We start from the raw sequence: 15,918 nt of genomic DNA, 5'->3' as shown, positions 1-15,918 counted from the left end.
GATGGCGACGTGCGCTCAGGCCAGCCGGGGCTCGCGCTCGAGCGAGACGCCGAAGCGGGCCTGGACCCGCTCGACGATGCGCTCGGCAACCGCCAGCAGCTCGCCGGCACTACCGCCGCCGAAGTGCACCAGCACTAGCGCCTGACGCTCGTGGACACCGAAGTGGCCGGCCCGCCACCCCTTGAGACCACAGCGGTCGATCAGCCAGCCGGCGGCCAGCTTGGCGCGCCCATCCGGCAATTCGAAGAGCGGCATGTCGGGCCATGTTGCCAACAGCTGAGCGGCTTGCTTGCGCTCGACGATGGGGTTCTTGAAGAAGCTGCCGGCGTTTCCCAGCACAGCGGGATCGGGGAGCTTCTCGCGCCGAATGGCGCAAACTGCCTCGGCCACCTCGAGCGGCCCGGGGTGTCTGCCTACCCGCTGGGCCAGATCGCCATAGCCTAGGCGCGGCTGAGGCTCGCGGGAGAGGCGCAGGGTCAGCCCGGTGACGATCGCCTTGCTCTCCAGTTCGCCCTTGAAGATGCTGTCGCGATAGCCGAAGGCGCACTCCTCCACCGTCAGCCGCGCGCAACGGCCATCCTCGACGAACATGACGTCGACCGCTTCGAGCACTTCACACAGCTCGACACCGTAGGCGCCGATGTTCTGGATCGGTGCGGCACCGCAGGAGCCCGGAATCAGCGCCAGATTCTCGGTTCCCCACAGCTCACGGCCGGCCAGCGCCATGACCAGCGGATGCCACTCGACCCCCGCCCCGACGTGCACCAGCACGTTGTCACCTCGACGCTCCAGCCACCAGTAGCGCAGCGCCGGCTGAAGCACCAACCCCGGCAACCGCTCGGGCAGGATCAGGTTGCTGCCACCGCCCAACACGGTCAGCGGCCACGCCCGGGCACTCGCCAGGCGCAGCCAGCGGCGCAGCGGCTCGAGCGCCGCCGGCGCAGCGAAGCGCTCGGCGCGGCACGGCAGCCCCAGGGTATTGGCCGAACTCAGGTCGTAATCGGCCAGCAGGGTATCGCTCAAGGCCGCTGCCCCTCGAGCCGCGAGGCGATCTCCTCGACCAGGCCGCGAGAAGCGGACTCGATCAGGTCGAGCACCTCCTCGAAGCCACCCTCGCCGCCGTAGTAGGGGTCGGGTACCGCGCGGTCGATATGGCCGGCAAAGTCGAGGAACAGGCCGATGTGGGCCCGGCACCCGCCGGGGCACTGCGCCCTCAGTGCCGCGAGATTATCGTGGTCCATGGCCAGGAGGTAATCGAAACGCGTGAAATCATCGGCCGCGAGCTGGCGCGCGCGCAGCTCGCTCAGGTCGATGCCGCGCCGGCGAGCGGCATCCGCGGAGCGTGGGTCCGGCGCCCTGCCCACGTGCCAATCGCCGATGCCGCACGAATCGACCTCCACGCGGTGGGCCAGCCCGGCCGCCTCGAGTTCGCGGCGAAACACGCCTTCGGCGGTCGGGGAACGGCAGATATTGCCGAGACAGACGAACAGAACGCGCATCCTCCCTCCTTACTTCCTCGTGCTCAGCAGCGCCCTGACGCGCTCCAGGTCCTCGAGCGTATCGACGCCGGCTGGATTGGGCTCGGCGGCCAGCGCCACCTGTATGGCGTGGCCATGGTGAAGCGCCCGAAGCTGTTCGAGCTGCTCCAGCCGCTCCAGCGCCGAAGGGCTCCAGTCGCGATACTCGGCCAGGAACGCGGCGCGGTAGGCATACAGGCCGATATGGCGCAGCCAGGCATCGGTCCCGAGGCACTCGGGCCGCGCGGCAAAGGCCTCGCGATCCCAGGGAATGGGGGCCCGCGAGAAATAGAGGGCGCGGCCGGAAAGCGCCCGCACCACCTTGACCACATTGGGATTGAACAGCGTCTCGACGTCGGCGATGGGCTCGGCAAGCGTGGCAATGGAGGCGCCGGGATCGTCATGGAGTCGCCTGGCGACCTGGTCGATGAGACGCGGCGGGATCAGCGGTTCGTCGCCCTGCACGTTGACCAGCACGGCGTCGTCGGCGAGCCCCAGGTGTTCGGCGACCTCGGCCAGGCGGTCGGTGCCGGAAGGATGGTCGGCCCGCGTCATCACTACCTCGGCGCCCAGCGGCAGCATGGCGTCACGAATACGCGCATCGTCCGTGGCCACCACCACGCGGCTGGCTGCGCTCTCGCAGGCTCGGTGCCAAACATGGGCCACCATGGGCTCGCCGGCGAGGTCGAGCAGCGGCTTGCCCGGCAGGCGCGAGGAGCCGAAGCGCGCCGGAATCACCGCGACGAAGGCGTTGTCCGTCCCCATCACGCCTCTCCGGTACGGCCGGACGACGGCGGCAGCTTCTCGTCGACCTCCAGCCGGCGAGCCTCCTCGGGCAGCATGACCGGAATGCCATCGCGTATCGGGTAGGCCAGCCCATCATAGTGACACGCCAGCTCCTGGGCCTCGCGGTCGTACTTGAGCTTGCCCTTGCACAGCGGGCAAACCAACATGGCCAGCAGTTCCTTGTCCATCGTTTCACCTCTCTCGTCCGACCGTCGCGGGGCTGCGCCCCGCCTGATTTGCTACTCTTGCCGACGTGGCCAAGGGCGCTATCGCAGCCCGGCCAGCCGCCTGTCCAGCCAGGCCACGAAGTCTGCCGACGGCTCGGCCTCGACCTCCAGCACCCAGCCCTGCGCGAGGGTCATGGCGTCGCACTTCTCGGCATCCTTGGCCGTCATCACCACCGGCAGGTCATCGTCGAAGGCCAGATCCTCCGCCGTGAAACGGTGGTGGTCGGGAAACGCATGCGGCTTCGCCTCGACGCCCAGGTCCGCCAGGGTATCGAAGAAGCGCCCGGGATTGCCGATCCCCGCCACCGCATGCACCGGCCCGCGAAAAGGCAGCGGCGCCAGGGGAAACAGCGCATCGTCGGCCAATGCACGCCAGCGGGCCGGCGCCAGGCGAAAGCGGTAAGCGCCGTCTGGCGGTGCAAAGGCGGCTTCGCCGTTGACCAGCACGGCATCGACCTCGTTCAAGCGCGACAAGGGTTCGCGCAGCGGGCCTGCCGGCAGGCAGCGCCCGTTGCCGAAGCCGCGGCGGCCGTCGACCACCACCAGCTCGATGTCACGCCCCAGCGCCAGGTGCTGCAGGCCGTCGTCGCTGAGCACGATGTCGCAGCCCTGCTCGAGCAGTGCCCGCACCCCACGTGGACGGTCGGGATCGACCACCACCGGCATGCCGGTCTGGCGCACCAGCATGCGTGGCTCGTCACCGCTGCGGGCGGCCGGCGTCTGCGTCGTGACGCGTAAAGGATAGCCTGCCCCCTGCCCCGTCTTGCCGCCATAGCCCCGCGACACGATGCCCGGCCGCCAGCCACTCGCCTTCAGATGGCGGGCGAGCCAGGCCACCAGGGGAGATTTGCCCGTACCGCCCAGGGTCACGTTGCCGACCACGATCACCGGGACCCCGGCCTGCCATGCCGTGCGCCGCCCCTCGCGATAGGCCGCCGCGCGACGCGCCTGCACCCAGCGATACAGCGCCTCCAGCGGCCGCAGCGCCCTGAGCCAAGCGGCGTCGCCATAGGCCGCCCGTAGCCAGCGCTCGCCCAGGCCCCGGCTCATGACACCGAAGCTTCCTGGAACTGCAGCCGGTGCAGGGCGGCATAGGCGCCGTCGCGGGCCAGCAGCTCGGCATGGCTGCCCTGCTCGACGATTCGGCCCTGCTCCATCACCAGGATACGATCGGCGCGCTCGATGGTAGAGAGCCGGTGGGCGATGACCAGGGTGGTTCGCCCGTGGCAGACCACCTCGAGCGCCTGCTGGATGTAGCGCTCCGATTCGGTGTCCAGCGCCGAGGTCGCCTCGTCGAGGATCAGCAGCGGCGAATCCTTGAAGATCGCCCGGGCGATGGCGAGGCGCTGGCGCTGGCCGCCGGAGAGCATCACGCCGTTGTCACCGACGATGGTGTCGTAGCCGCTGGGCAGACGCTCGATGAATTCGTGGGCATAGGCCGCCTTCGCCGCCGCCTCGATGCTGCTGCGATCGGCATGCGGCACGCCATAGGCGATGTTGTCGGCGACGCTGGCGTTGAACAGGGTCACCTGCTGCGACACCAGGGCGATCTGGCGGCGCAGCGGCGCCAGGCGGTATTCGTCGATGGGCACGTCGTCGATCCGCACCTGGCCTGCCGTGGGGCGGTAGAAACGCGGCAACAACCCGGCCAGGGTCGACTTGCCGCTTCCCGAGCGGCCGACGATGGCGACCATCTCGCCGGGCTCGATGACGACGTCGATGCCCTTGAGCACTTCGGGCTGATCGTCGCCGTAGCGAAAGTGCACCCCGCGCAGTTCGACCCTGCCGCGCAGGCGATCGGGCTCGCGAGTCCCCTCGTCGGGCTCGGTCGGCACCCGCAGGAGGCCGAACAGCTCCCCGGCCGCGGCGATGCCCTTCTGGATCTCGCTGTTGATCTCGGTGAGCTGGCGCACCGGCTTGGCCATCAGCGAGGCGGCGGTAATGAAGGCGACGAACTCACCGGGCGTCATGTTGGCCAGCAGCGCCGGCGACATCGCCAGCCACACCAGGATGGCCAGCGACACCGCGATCATCAGCTGGATCACCGGCGTGCTGATGGCCTTGGTCAAGGCCTCCTTCATCTTCTGCTGGCGGTTGTAGTCGCTGGCCCGGGCGAAGCGCGCCTTCTCGAAGCCCTCGGCGCCGTGGGTGCGCACCACGCGATAGCCGGTGAGCGCCTCGGAGGCGACGTGGGTCACGTCGCCCATGGAGCTCTGGATGCGCTGTGAGATGCGCCGGAAACGCTTGCTGGCGTAGCTCACCACGCCGCCGATCAACGGCGTCACGGCCAGGAACAGCAGGGTCAGCATCCAGTTGGTCCACAGCAGGTAGGCCAGCAGACCGATCACGAACAGCCCTTCACGCAGCAGGATGGTGATGGCATTGGTCGCCGCCCCGGTGACCTGCTCCACGTGGTAGGTGACCCGTGAGATCAGATGCCCGCTGGAGTGCGAATCGAAGAAGCGTCCCGGCAGGTGCAGCATGTGGTTGAACACGTTGCAGCGCAGCGCATGCACGACGTTGCGCGCCACGTTGCTCATGAAGTAGGTGCCGAGGAAGGTCCCGAGCCCCCTGACCGCGAACATGAACACCACGAACAGCGGCAGGAACAAGCGGAAGGCGGCGTCCGGATCCTGGATGCCGTCGATCAGACGCTTCATCATCTCGGCCAGGGCCGTGCTCGAGGCCGCATAGAGCGCATAGCCGACGATCGCCAGGGTGAAGGAGATCCAGTGCGGCTTGACGTAGGCCAGCAGCTGCTTGTAGAGGGCCCAGCCCGAGTGTTGGGTCCGGTCTTGAGTCACGGTGTCTCCGCTTGCGTGGATGTTGCCTGTGTTTCGCGTGTGGCGATGCGAACTTGACGAATGCCTAGCCCTCCCGCCTGGTCCAGCGCCCGCACCACGTCGGCGTGCACGGCCCGGGCATCGGCCTCGATCACCAGCCCGTGCAGCCTGGCCTGCTCGGCCTCGGTGGAGAGCGCCTCGCCGAGCTCGTCGGCGTCGAACTCGCGCTCTCCCAGCCGGTACCCCCCCTGCGCCGTCACCGTCAGCGTGACCGGCGAGACCTCGAGGTCGACCCCCGCGGTGCTCTCGGGGAGCGTGAGTTCGAGCGCCTGCCGGGTCTCGAAGGTGGTCGATACCATGAAGAAGATCAGCAGCAGGAAGACCACGTCGATGAGCGGCGTGAGATTGACCTCCACCGGGTCGCGGCGACGGCGCGTGAACTTCACGAGCCCCGGGCCTCCGCGGCGGGGCGCTCGCCCTCGCGCTGTTCGCTGAAGCCCAGCTCGCCGCGATAGTGGGCGAGGAACTCCACCACCTGGCCGGCCTGCTCCTCCATGCGCACGGTGATGTCCTCGACTCGGCGCAGGAAGTAGCGGTGGAACATCAGCGCCGGGATCGCCACGGTGAGGCCCGCCGCGGTCGTCACCAGGGCACGCGAGATGCCGCCGGCCAGCTCGGCGGTGCGGCTGGCACCATCGGCGGAAACGATCACCGCGAACACTTCGATCATGCCCACCACGGTGCCCAGTAGCCCGATCAGCGGGGTGATGGCGGCAATGGTACCCAACGGACTCAGGAAGCGCTCCATGTCGTGGATCACCGCGGTGGCCGCCTCCTGCAGCCGGGCGCGGACCTGTTCGTGGCCCAGCCGGGCGTTGCGCAGCCCGGCCGCCAGCACCCCCCCCAGCGGCGAGTGACCTTCCAGCCAGTAGAGATTGACCTGGCCACGGGCGACCAGCGAGCAGACCTCCTGCCCCAAGCCGTAGGGTGCGATACGCTTGGCGCGCAGGGTCCAGAGGCGCTCGATGATGATCACCGTTGCCAGCAGCGAGCATCCCAGCAGCGGGATCATCAGCCAGCCGCCGGCGATGAGTGCATCCATCATGTCCATCGTCTTCCCCTCTTCACGCAACGAGCGCGGCGATCAATGGCGCGATTCTACCGCAAGGCACCTGCCTTCGACACCGCCGCGGCGCCAGGGCATGCCGCGCATGGCGAGGGGCTCGCCGCCCGCGTCGCGACCGAGCCAGAACGTCACGGCACCATCCAGGGCGGTGTTCCATTGGCAGCTGCCGGCCCGCCGGAATCGCCGCACCACCTCGTCATGGGGATGGCCGAAGGCGCCGTGGCGCGCCGCACTGTAGATCACATGACGCGGCGTCGCCCACTGTACCAGTTGCGGCCCCGAACTGGTGCGGCTGCCATGATGTCCTGCCACCAGCAGCGTGACCGGCTGCGCCACCTCGAGCAGGAAGAGGCGCTCGATGTCACGCCCGACGTCACCGGTGATCAGCAGGCGATCGCGACCCGCCGTCACCTCCAGCACGCAGGAGCGGTCGTTGCCCGACAGCTCCGTCGTCTCCTCGGGCGGCCACAGCACCCGGTAGGAGACGCCGTCCCGCTGCCAGGCCTGACCGCGCAGGCAGGTCTCGTAGCGCGCCTCGAGCGACTCGCCGGGTGGCGCCAGGAACCGCCCCACCGCATGTCGCTCGGTCAGCACGCTGAGGCCACCGGCATGGTCGAGATCGCCGTGGCTGACCACCACCTCATCGAAATACTGGCCCGCCGGCCATACTGAACTCAGCGGAGCGAAGCCCGAGGCGAAACGGGGCCCGGTATCGTAGAGCAAGCGATAGTTGGCACTGCGCAGCTCGATCAACTGGCCCTGGCCGACGTCCAGCACCCTGACCCGCAGGGTCTTCGCCTCGGGCACGGAAGGTGAGAGTCCCAGCATGGCCGGCACCAGCAGCAGCGTCGCTCCCAGGCGCAGCGCCCTGGCCAGGCCGGGCAGCGCCCACAGCAACGTCACGAGGCCGAGCATCGACGCCAGCGGCCAGACCTGCTCCGGCGCGGGCCACCACAGCGGCAGGCGCTCCACGGACAGCGTCAGCACGCCTACCAGAAGCCGGGTAGCGTGCTCGAAGAGCCACCAACACGCACTGCCGAGGTAGGGCAAGGGCGCGAACAGCCAGCCCAGCAGCCCGAGCGGCACCAGCACCAGGCTCACCAGCGGTACCGCCGCCAGATTGACCAGCGGCGCCGCCGGTGCCAGGCGGGCGAATGCCAGCAGCACGGCGGCAGCCATCAGCGGCGCCAGCAACAGCTGGGTGCGCAGCAACCCCCAGCCCCAGCCGCTCACGCCCCGGGGGCGCGGTCGCCCCTGCCAGATCAGGATCAGCAGCGCCACGGCCAGGAACGACAGCCACAGCCCCGGGCGCCACGCCGACAGCGGGTCGAACAGCACCACCAGACCCAAGGCCAGCCACCACGCCTGCCAGGGGCCGGGCGCATGGCGACCGCTGGCCACCCACAGTCCCACCAGGGTCATGATCATGGCGCGCATGGCCGGCGGCTGCAGACCCGCCAACCAGGCATAGCCCACGGCCGCGACGCCGGCCAGCCACCATGGCCATACCGCCATGCGCCAGCGGCTCGGCGTGAGCAGTCGAGCGAGAGCGCGTGCGACCAGCAGCATGAAGGCGGCAACCAGCCCGACATGCAGGCCGGAGATCACCATCAGATGGGTGGTACCGCTGGCGTTGAGCAGGTCCCAGTCGTCTCGCGTGAGCCGCTCGCCCGCTCCCAGGGTCAGGGCGGCCAGCCAGCGCACGGTCTGCGGGGAGAGCTCCCGCTCATCGAGATAGCCGAGCGCCCGCTGCCGCAGCGAGGTGGATGCCGCCTCCAGCCGCTCGGCGGCGGGCTCGCTGCGCACGTAGCCGGTCGCCTGGATGCCTTCGCGCCATAACCAGGCGCTGTAGTCGAACGTCCCGGGGTTGGCGAATCCCGTCGGTGGCCGCAGCCGCACGGTCATGGTCCAGCGTTCGCCCGGCGCGATCACCGGCGCCTCGAAGTAGCTCAGCCGCACCCGGCGCAGGGAGTCGCACGGCAACCTGGCGAAGTCCAACGGCCTGCACGACTCCACGCGCAGCATCAACCGACTGAGCCGTCCCTCCTCCTGGACCGACTCGATGCGCCCTTCCAGGGCGAGGTCGGCTCGCAGCAGGCCGTCGGGCAGCACGGCACCCCTGGCCAACAGCACCTGGGACGCCGCGAGAGCGACCACCGCCCCCAGCGCGACGCCCCGCCACTCCCCCCGCGCGACCCGCCACAGCTGGCACAGCGCCCAGATCTCGAACAGTCCCGGCGGCGCCCAGCGCCCCAGGCCCACGCCGGCCAGCACCGCCAACGCCAGCGGCATCGCCATGCCCAGTCGCACTCCCTCGCCCCCTTCTTTCCTGCCCCGGACACGCCTCGTCCCGTTGAGCCACATTCCGCCCACGGCATGGCGGCTCTCCCCCCAGACATGGATAATACCCGGGTCACGAAGCAGCGAGCCAATCCGACATGCCGCGCCGATTCCTGCAGCGCTACATGCCCAATCCCGAGACGCTCAGGCGCCAGCGTTCGCTGCGCTTCATGAGCCGCATGATCGGCGATCCCGGGCTATGGGTGCTCACCCGGCGAACCGTGGCCAACGCCTTCTCCGTGGGCATGTTCAGCGCCATGCTGCCGATCCCCTGCCAGATGGTGGTGGCCGCCCTCGGCGCCTGGCTGCTGCGCTGCAACCTTCCGCTCTCCGTGGGCCTGGTATGGATCACCAATCCCCTGACCATGCCGCTGGTCTTCTACGGCAACTACCGCATCGGCGCCTGGCTGATGGACACCCCGGCGCGCGAAGCCCCCGCCCGCATCTCGACCCGCTGGATCGCCGAACGCATGGCCGACATTCTGCCCGCCTTGGCGCTTGGCTCGGTGGCAACGGCCATCGTGCTGGCCATTCTGGCGAATCTGCTGGTACGCCTGGTATGGCGCTGGCGCATCTCACGCAGCTGGAAGCAGCGTACCCTGAAGCGACGCCTGCGGCGCCGTGACATGAACGACTAAGCCCCCGGAGCGGGGGCTTGGAAGGGTCTCGAACGCCTCGACGCTAGCCTCTCTCGCCCTGTTCGGTGAGGCGCCCCCCGTCCAACCTCATCACCCGATCCTGGTGCGCGGCAAGCGAAGGGTCATGAGTCACCACGACGAAGGCGCACTCCGTGGTGCGGGCCAGCTCGTCCATCAACGCCAGGATGCTGGCCGCGGTGGCCTGGTCGAGGTTGCCGGTCGGCTCGTCCATCAGCACCAGACTGGGGTCGGTGACCAGCGCCCGGGCGATGGCCACGCGCTGGCGCTCCCCCCCCGAGAGCTCGCCAGGCTTGTGGTCGGCCCGGTGCTCGATGCCCACCTTGACCAGCAGCTCGCGCGCCCTGGCTTCGGCGGCCTTCTTGCGCTGGCCGCGCACGATCAGCGGCAGCGCCGCGTTCTCCAGCGCGGTGAATTCGGCGAGCAGATGGTGGAACTGATAGACGAAGCCGATGTGTCGGTTGCGAAACCTGCCCAGCGCCGCCTCACCCAGCTCGAGCAACGACTCACCGGCGATGCTCACCTCGCCGCGGGTGGGACGATCGAGCCCCCCCAGCAGGTTGAGCAACGTGGTCTTGCCCGACCCCGAGCTGCCCACCACGGCGACCCGTTCCCCAGCGCGCACCTCGAGCGAGAGGCCATCGAGCACGGTGACGTCCTGCGGCCCCTCGCGATAGACGCGGGTGAGGTCACGACAGGCCAGCATCACCCTGCCGCTGGCCGTACGCTGCAACAGGCTCTCGTGGTTCGCGGTGGCCGAATCACTCATAGCGCAGTACCTCAGCGGGCTGCACGCGCGAGGCGCGCCAGGCCGGATAGAGAGTGGAGAGGAAGGTCAAGCCGAAGGCGGCGGCGACGATGTCTCGCACGTCGTCCCAGTGCAGGCGCGACGGTAGATCGCTGATGAAATAGACCCCGGCATCGAGGAACTGGATGCCCAGCGTCGACTCCACCCAGCCGATCAGATCGGAGACGGTCAGTGCCAGCAGGATACCCAGCCCCACGCCGATGGCGATGCCGATCACGCCGATCGCCAGACCCTGCACCACGAAGATGCCCATGATCGAACGTGGCGTAGCGCCGATGGTACGCAGAATGGCGATGTCGGCGTGCTTGTCGGTCACAACCATGACCAGGGTCGAGACGATGTTGAAGGCGGCCACGGCGATGATCACCGTGAGCAGCAGTGCGATCATGCGCTTCTCCATCTGGATGGCCTGGAACAGGTTACCATGGGAGAAGGTCCAGTCGATGCCGCGATAGCCGCCGCCCAACTGATCGATGATGGCACGGGTCTCGGCACCGGCGGTAAACAGGTCGTTCAGCTCGAGGCGCAGCCCGCCTACCGCATCACCCAGGCGCGCCAGGGCCTGCATGTCCTCGATGTTGGCGTAGGCCAGGCTGGCGTCGAGGTCGGCCCCGACGCTGAAGATCCCGCTCACCGTGAAGCGCTTGAGGCGCGGGAAGACGCCGGCCGGCGTGATCGAAGCCTCGGGCACCAGCAAGGTGACCCGGTCACCCACGCCGACGCCCAGGTGGCGCGCCAGCAGCGAACCCAGCACGACGTTCCACTCGCCTGGCTGCAGGTCGTCGAGACTGCCCTGGCGCATGTGGCGGCCGATGATCGAGACTCGCCCCTCCCAGTCGGGGTGAATGCCATTGACCATGGCGCCCTCGTTGCGTCCGCTCACCGAGAACATGCCCTGCTGCTGCACGTAGGGCGCGGCGCCGATCACCCGTTCACGCTGCATCAGTTGGTCGGCCAGCGCCTCCCACTCGACCAGGCCGCTGCGCGACTCGATCTTGGTGTGCGGCACCATGCCGAGGATGCGCGTGCGCAGCTCGTGGTCGAAGCCGTTCATCACCGAGAGCACCAGGATCAATACCGCCACGCCCAGCATCAGGCCCAGCATGGAGGTCATGGAGATGAAGGAAATGAAGTGGTTGCGGCGCTTGGCGCGCACATAGCGCAACCCGATCAACAGTGGCAGGCGGTCGAGCATCATCGCGTTCCTTGTCAGAGGGGGCCATGGTACGGTTTTTTGCGCTGCGCTGCATCGGGTGCGTGTGGATTGCCCAGTGCTTGCAAGATTGTCGATGCACGCCTACATTGCGCCGACTCGCTACCGGCACCGTCTTAAGACGCGACTCAAGAGGCTTCGTTCATGGCCAACCGCCTGCTTCCCGAATGGCATCCTCAGGATGCCATCCAGCTCACCTGGCCCAGCCCGACCAGCGATTGGGCGCCGCTGCTCGAGCGCATCGAGGCCACCATGGAAGCGATGGTAGTGGCCATCGCGCGCTATCAGCAGGTGCTGATCGCGGTGCCCGACACCGCCACCCGCAGCCATCTCGCACGGCGCTTCGCCAACCTGGGGGTCGATGCCTCGCGCCTGCGGCTGGCCGTGGCCGAGGCCGACGACACCTGGGCCCGGGACCATGGCCCCATCGCCATCGAGCGCGACGGCCAGCCCGTGCTGCTGGATTACGTCTTCACCGGCTGGGGCGGCAAGTTCGAGGCCGGACGCGACGACCGGTTGACCCGCCGGCTGGCCGAAGCCGGCGTCTACGCCTGCCCGATCGAGGGGCGCGACGTCGTGCTTGAAGGCGGCGCCATCGACACCGACGGCGCAGGTACCCTGCTCACCACCGAGGCCTGCCTGCTCAACCCCAACCGCAACCCGCAGCTCGACCGCGGGGCGGTAGAGGGCATGCTCAGGGCCGATTTCGGCATCGAGCGCGTGCTGTGGTTGGCCAATGGCCACCTCGAAGGCGATGACACCGACAGCCACGTGGATACCCTGGCACGCTTCTGCGACCCGGCCACCATCGCCTACATGCGCTGCGACGACGACGCCGACCCGCACTACCCGGCGCTGGCCGCCATGGAGGCCGAGCTCAAGGCGTTTCGCCGCGCCGACGGCGAGCCCTACCGCCTGGTGCCGCTGCCGTGGCCGCGCCCCTGCTACGATCCGGAGGACGGCCACCGGCTGCCGGCCACCTATGCCAACTTCCTGATCGTGAACTCCGCGGTGCTGGTGCCTGTCTATGGTGACGCCGCCGACAGCCGGGCGCTCGCCGCTCTGGCCGAGGCCTTCCCCGACCGCGACATCGTGCCGATCGACTGTCTTAGCGTGATCCGCCAGCACGGCAGCCTGCACTGTCTCACCATGCAGCTCCCCCTGGGCAGCCTGAACGCCGCTACACAGCAAGGAGAAACCTCATGACCCGCACCCTCAAGGTCGGCCTGGTCCAGCAACCCGCCTGGCCGGACAAGGAGCGCAGCCTGGCCGAGAGCGAAGCCGGCGTGCGCGAGTTGGCGGCTGCCGGCGCCGAGCTGGTACTGCTGCAGGAGCTGCATGCCACGCACTATTTCTGTCAGTACGAGGCCACCGAGCTGTTCGACCTGGCCGAGCCTCTGGACGGCCCCACCGGCCAGCGCCTGGCGGCGCTCGCGGCCGAACTCGGCATCGTGCTGGTGGGCTCGCTGTTCGAGCGCCGCGCCCCGGGCCTCTACCACAACACCGCCGTGGTCTACGACCGCGACCGCGGCCAGGTCGGCGTCTATCGCAAGATGCACATCCCCGACGATCCGGGCTTCTACGAGAAGTTCTACTTCGCCCCGGGCGATCAGGACGACAGCCGCAAGCAGGGCTTCCAGCCCATCGACACCTCGGTGGGCCGGCTGGGGCTATTGGTCTGCTGGGATCAGTGGTATCCGGAAGCGGCGCGCCTGATGGCACTGGCCGGCGCGGAAGTGCTGCTCTACCCCACCGCCATCGGCTGGAGCCCCGGCGACGACGACGGCGAGAAGTCACGCCAGAAGGAGGCCTGGACGCTGATCCAGCGCAGCCACGCGGTGGCCAACGGGCTGCCGGTGATCGTCGCCAACCGCGTCGGCCACGAACCGGACCACTCCGGCGTCGGCGACGGTATCGACTTCTGGGGGGGCAGCTTCGTCGCCGGCCCTCAGGGCGAGCTGCTGGCCCACGCCGGCACCGAGGCCGAACGCCTGCTGGTCACGCTCGACATGAGCCGCGGCGAGGACGTGCGGCGCATCTGGCCCTACCTGCGCGACCGTCGCATCGACGCCTATGGCGACCTGACCCGGCGCTATAGAGACTGAACGAATCGCGGCGGGTGGCCGAGCGAGCCATGCCCGCGCGGCCGACGGGCTGGAACTCAGGCCTCCGGCGCTTTCCAGAAATCGCGGATCGAGGCGATGCCCTGGGCACCCACGGCACGGGCGTGGTTGGCGTCGAAGCGGGTCATGCCGCCCAGCGCGAACACCGGCATGGCGGCGCGCTCCACCAACTGCTGGAAGTCATGCCAGCCCATCGGCGCCACTTCGGGGTGCGACGGCGTGGTGCGCAGCGGCGACAGGGTGACGAAGTCGCAGCCGATACGGGCGGCCTGACCGAGCTGCTGGCGATCGTGGGTCGATGCCGCCAGCCATTTGCTCTCGGCAATGGGCCGCCGCTCCAGACTCATCAGCCGCTCACTGGTCAGGTGGATGCCGTCTGCGTCGACGCGACCCAGCAGCTCCGGCTCGCCATTCAGCAGCAGGCGCGCCCCATGCCGGCGACACAGCGCCAGGGCGTGCTCGGCACGTTCCAGGTAGGCGGCTTCGTCGAGGGTCTTGGCCCGCAGCTGGACCAGGCGCACGCGATCCTCCACCAGCGCCCGCTCGAGACAGGTATCGAACACCGCCTCGTCCTGCTCCTCATCGGTAATGAGGTACTCGGTCGGCAGCATCACCGCCTGCAGGATCGGCAGATTGGCCGCCGGGAACGGGTAGTTGACCAGCTCGTCGAGCGGCACCCAGCGCACCGCCTGCCCTTCGCGCCCGAACGGCTCGCCGCTGAACTCATGCACCTGCCAGACATCGAGCAGGATGTGCTTGTCGGGATATTCGTGATGCACGCGAATCAGCGGCTGCGCGCGCCGGATCTCCACCCCGAGCTCCTCGTGCAGCTCGCGCTTGAGCCCCTCAAGGCCGGTCTCGTAGGGCGCCAGCTTGCCACCCGGAAACTCCCACAGACCACCATGATCGACGTTGGAGGGACGGCGGGCGATCAGCGCCTTCTGGCCATCGCTGCTGATGATGGCGGCCGCCGCCACGTGCACCCTTCTCTTCACCATTACGTTCATTGACTCCTACCCGCTGGTCCCGCACCGTCACGAGCGGCGCAGGGGTGATGTTCATGCGTCGCGGCCCTGTCTAGCTGCGATGGCCTAGCTGCGATAATCGGCATTGATGCTGACATAATCGTGGGACAGATCGGAGGTCCATACCGTGGCGCTCTCCTCGCCTCGGCCCAGCGCGATACGGATGACGATCTCCGCCTCGCGCATCACCCGACTACCCTGCTCCTCGGTGTATCCCGGGGCCCGGCCGCCGTTCTCGACCAGTCTCACGTCGCCCAGGTCGATGGTCACCCGCTCGACGTCGAAGTCGCGTACCGGGGCGCGCCCCACCGCCGCCAGGATGCGCCCCCAGTTGGCGTCGGAGGCGAACAGCGCCGTCTTCACCAGCGGCGAGTGCGCCACGGTGAAGGCCACCTCCAGCGCCTCCTCGCGGCTCGCCGCCTCGGTGACTTCGAGCGTGACGAACTTGGTGGCGCCCTCGCCGTCGCGGATGATCGCCTGTGCCAGCTCGGTCATGACCCGCTGCAAGCCGTTGCGGAACAGCGCGATCTCCTCGTCGCTGGCAACCGTGGCACCGCGGCCGGTGGCGATCAGCATGCAGGCATCGTTGGTCGAGGTGTCGCCGTCCACGGTGATGCAGTTGAACGAGCGATCCACCGTCTCGCGCAGCAGCGAATCGAGCAGCGCCTGCTCGATGGTGGCATCGGTGGCGACGAAGGCCAGCATGGTCGCCATGTTGGGCTTGATCATGCCCGAGCCCTTGCTGATGCCGTTGATGATCACCCTGCCCCCGCCCAGCTCCAGGGTCACGCTGGCCCCCTTGGGGCGCGTATCGGTGGTCAGGATGCCCTCGCCGGCCTGTTGCCACGCTTCGCTGTCGGCGCCAAGCGCCCCGAGCGCCGGCGCAAGGCCGCCCAGCAGCCGCTCCATCGGCAGCGGCTCGCCGATCACCCCGGTGGAGAACGGCAGCACCCTGTCCGCCGACACGCCGGCGAGCCCGGCCAGCTCGGCGCAGGTCGCCCGGGCATCGCGCAGGCCGGCCTGGCCGGTGCCGGCGTTGGCGTTGCCGGTGTTGATCACCAGCAGGCGGGCCCCCTCACCGCGCGCCTGGCAGGTCGCCAGGTGCTCCTTGGCCACGGTAACGGGCGCGGCGCAAAAGGCGTTGAGGGTAAAGCTGCCCGCCACCCGCGCACCCTCGGCAATCTCGATCACCACCAGGTCGCGCCGGCCCGGCTTCTTGATGCCCGCCATGGCGGTACCCAGGCGCAGCCCCTCGATGGCCGGCATGGCCGGAAAACGTGTCTCACCCACCGCCATGGAACGTTCACTCCTCAG

Annotated in this window: 16 protein-coding genes; 3 read left to right on the top strand and 13 right to left on the bottom strand. The window is 68.9% G+C overall.

Going from position 1 to position 15,918, the window contains the following annotated elements:
- Nucleotides 1-15 precede the first annotated feature (15 nt).
- The 9 genes from murB to I4484_RS08140 form a co-directional block, all read right to left on the bottom strand.
- Entirely contained in the window at nucleotides 16-1,023 is a 1,008-nt protein-coding gene (gene murB, locus I4484_RS08180; protein WP_197450462.1) for a UDP-N-acetylmuramate dehydrogenase, read from the bottom strand.
- Complete coding sequence (locus I4484_RS08175; protein WP_197450461.1) at nucleotides 1,020-1,499, bottom strand: low molecular weight protein-tyrosine-phosphatase; 480 nt, start codon at nucleotides 1,497-1,499, stop codon at nucleotides 1,020-1,022. Before I4484_RS08175 ends, murB begins: the two co-directional genes overlap by 4 nt.
- 9 nt (nucleotides 1,500-1,508) lie before the next feature.
- On the bottom strand, nucleotides 1,509-2,282 hold the full coding sequence (gene kdsB / locus I4484_RS08170) for a 3-deoxy-manno-octulosonate cytidylyltransferase (protein WP_197450460.1): 774 nt from the start codon (nucleotides 2,280-2,282) through the stop codon (nucleotides 1,509-1,511).
- Entirely contained in the window at nucleotides 2,282-2,491 is a 210-nt protein-coding gene (locus I4484_RS08165; protein ID WP_197450459.1) for a Trm112 family protein, read from the bottom strand. Before I4484_RS08165 ends, kdsB begins: the two co-directional genes overlap by 1 nt.
- Before the next feature lie 78 nt (nucleotides 2,492-2,569).
- A complete protein-coding gene (gene lpxK, locus I4484_RS08160) occupies nucleotides 2,570-3,580 on the bottom strand; it encodes a tetraacyldisaccharide 4'-kinase (RefSeq protein ID WP_197450458.1) in 1,011 nt (336 codons plus the stop codon).
- The gene (gene msbA / locus I4484_RS08155) at nucleotides 3,577-5,334 is read right to left on the bottom strand and encodes a lipid A export permease/ATP-binding protein MsbA (protein ID WP_197450457.1); all 1,758 of its coding nucleotides are present in this window, start codon (nucleotides 5,332-5,334) and stop codon (nucleotides 3,577-3,579) included. The genes lpxK and msbA overlap by 4 nt, the downstream gene beginning before the upstream one ends.
- Nucleotides 5,331-5,759 (bottom strand): biopolymer transporter ExbD, encoded by a 429-nt coding sequence (locus I4484_RS08150; RefSeq protein ID WP_197450456.1) that lies wholly within the window; start codon nucleotides 5,757-5,759, stop codon nucleotides 5,331-5,333. The genes msbA and I4484_RS08150 overlap by 4 nt, the downstream gene beginning before the upstream one ends.
- Complete coding sequence (locus I4484_RS08145) at nucleotides 5,756-6,424, bottom strand: MotA/TolQ/ExbB proton channel family protein (RefSeq protein WP_197450455.1); 669 nt, start codon at nucleotides 6,422-6,424, stop codon at nucleotides 5,756-5,758. The genes I4484_RS08150 and I4484_RS08145 overlap by 4 nt, the downstream gene beginning before the upstream one ends.
- Nucleotides 6,425-6,457: 33 nt before the next feature.
- Nucleotides 6,458-8,737 (bottom strand): DNA internalization-related competence protein ComEC/Rec2, encoded by a 2,280-nt coding sequence (locus tag I4484_RS08140; protein ID WP_197450454.1) that lies wholly within the window; start codon nucleotides 8,735-8,737, stop codon nucleotides 6,458-6,460.
- Between the two features lie 140 nt (nucleotides 8,738-8,877).
- Here I4484_RS08140 and I4484_RS08135 point away from each other — a divergent pair, with 140 nt between their 5' ends.
- Nucleotides 8,878-9,417, top strand: a complete 540-nt coding sequence (locus I4484_RS08135; RefSeq protein WP_197450453.1) for a DUF2062 domain-containing protein — start codon at nucleotides 8,878-8,880, stop codon at nucleotides 9,415-9,417.
- 43 nt (nucleotides 9,418-9,460) lie between these two features.
- Here I4484_RS08135 and I4484_RS08130 read toward each other — a convergent pair whose 3' ends face one another.
- On the bottom strand, nucleotides 9,461-10,204 hold the full coding sequence (locus I4484_RS08130) for an ABC transporter ATP-binding protein (protein WP_197450452.1): 744 nt from the start codon (nucleotides 10,202-10,204) through the stop codon (nucleotides 9,461-9,463).
- Nucleotides 10,197-11,438 carry a lipoprotein-releasing ABC transporter permease subunit gene (locus tag I4484_RS08125; protein ID WP_197450451.1) on the bottom strand — a complete coding sequence of 414 codons (1,242 nt, stop codon included), beginning with the start codon at nucleotides 11,436-11,438 and terminating at the stop codon, nucleotides 10,197-10,199. Before I4484_RS08125 ends, I4484_RS08130 begins: the two co-directional genes overlap by 8 nt.
- A 162-nt stretch (nucleotides 11,439-11,600) precedes the next feature.
- Here I4484_RS08125 and I4484_RS08120 point away from each other — a divergent pair, with 162 nt between their 5' ends.
- Together I4484_RS08120 and I4484_RS08115 are read left to right on the top strand one after the other, a co-directional pair.
- Nucleotides 11,601-12,662, top strand: coding sequence for an agmatine/peptidylarginine deiminase (locus I4484_RS08120; protein WP_197450450.1), 1,062 nt, complete (start codon nucleotides 11,601-11,603; stop codon nucleotides 12,660-12,662).
- A complete protein-coding gene (locus tag I4484_RS08115) occupies nucleotides 12,659-13,561 on the top strand; it encodes a carbon-nitrogen hydrolase (protein ID WP_197450449.1) in 903 nt (300 codons plus the stop codon). Before I4484_RS08120 ends, I4484_RS08115 begins: the two co-directional genes overlap by 4 nt.
- A 56-nt stretch (nucleotides 13,562-13,617) precedes the next feature.
- On the opposite strand, the gene I4484_RS08110 is transcribed toward I4484_RS08115, so the two are convergent.
- Complete coding sequence (locus tag I4484_RS08110; protein ID WP_197450448.1) at nucleotides 13,618-14,577, bottom strand: Nudix family hydrolase; 960 nt, start codon at nucleotides 14,575-14,577, stop codon at nucleotides 13,618-13,620.
- A 93-nt stretch (nucleotides 14,578-14,670) separates the two neighbouring features.
- Nucleotides 14,671-15,900, bottom strand: coding sequence for a bifunctional glutamate N-acetyltransferase/amino-acid acetyltransferase ArgJ (gene argJ / locus I4484_RS08105; protein ID WP_197450447.1), 1,230 nt, complete (start codon nucleotides 15,898-15,900; stop codon nucleotides 14,671-14,673).
- Nucleotides 15,901-15,918: the final 18 nt, after the last annotated feature.

The sequence above is a fragment of the Halomonas sp. SS10-MC5 genome, assembly GCF_015992245.1.
GTDB lineage: Bacteria > Pseudomonadota > Gammaproteobacteria > Pseudomonadales > Halomonadaceae > Halomonas > Halomonas sulfidoxydans.
Note: the sequence above shows the minus strand (reverse complement) of the source record. Positions and strands in the feature narration are given on the sequence as shown.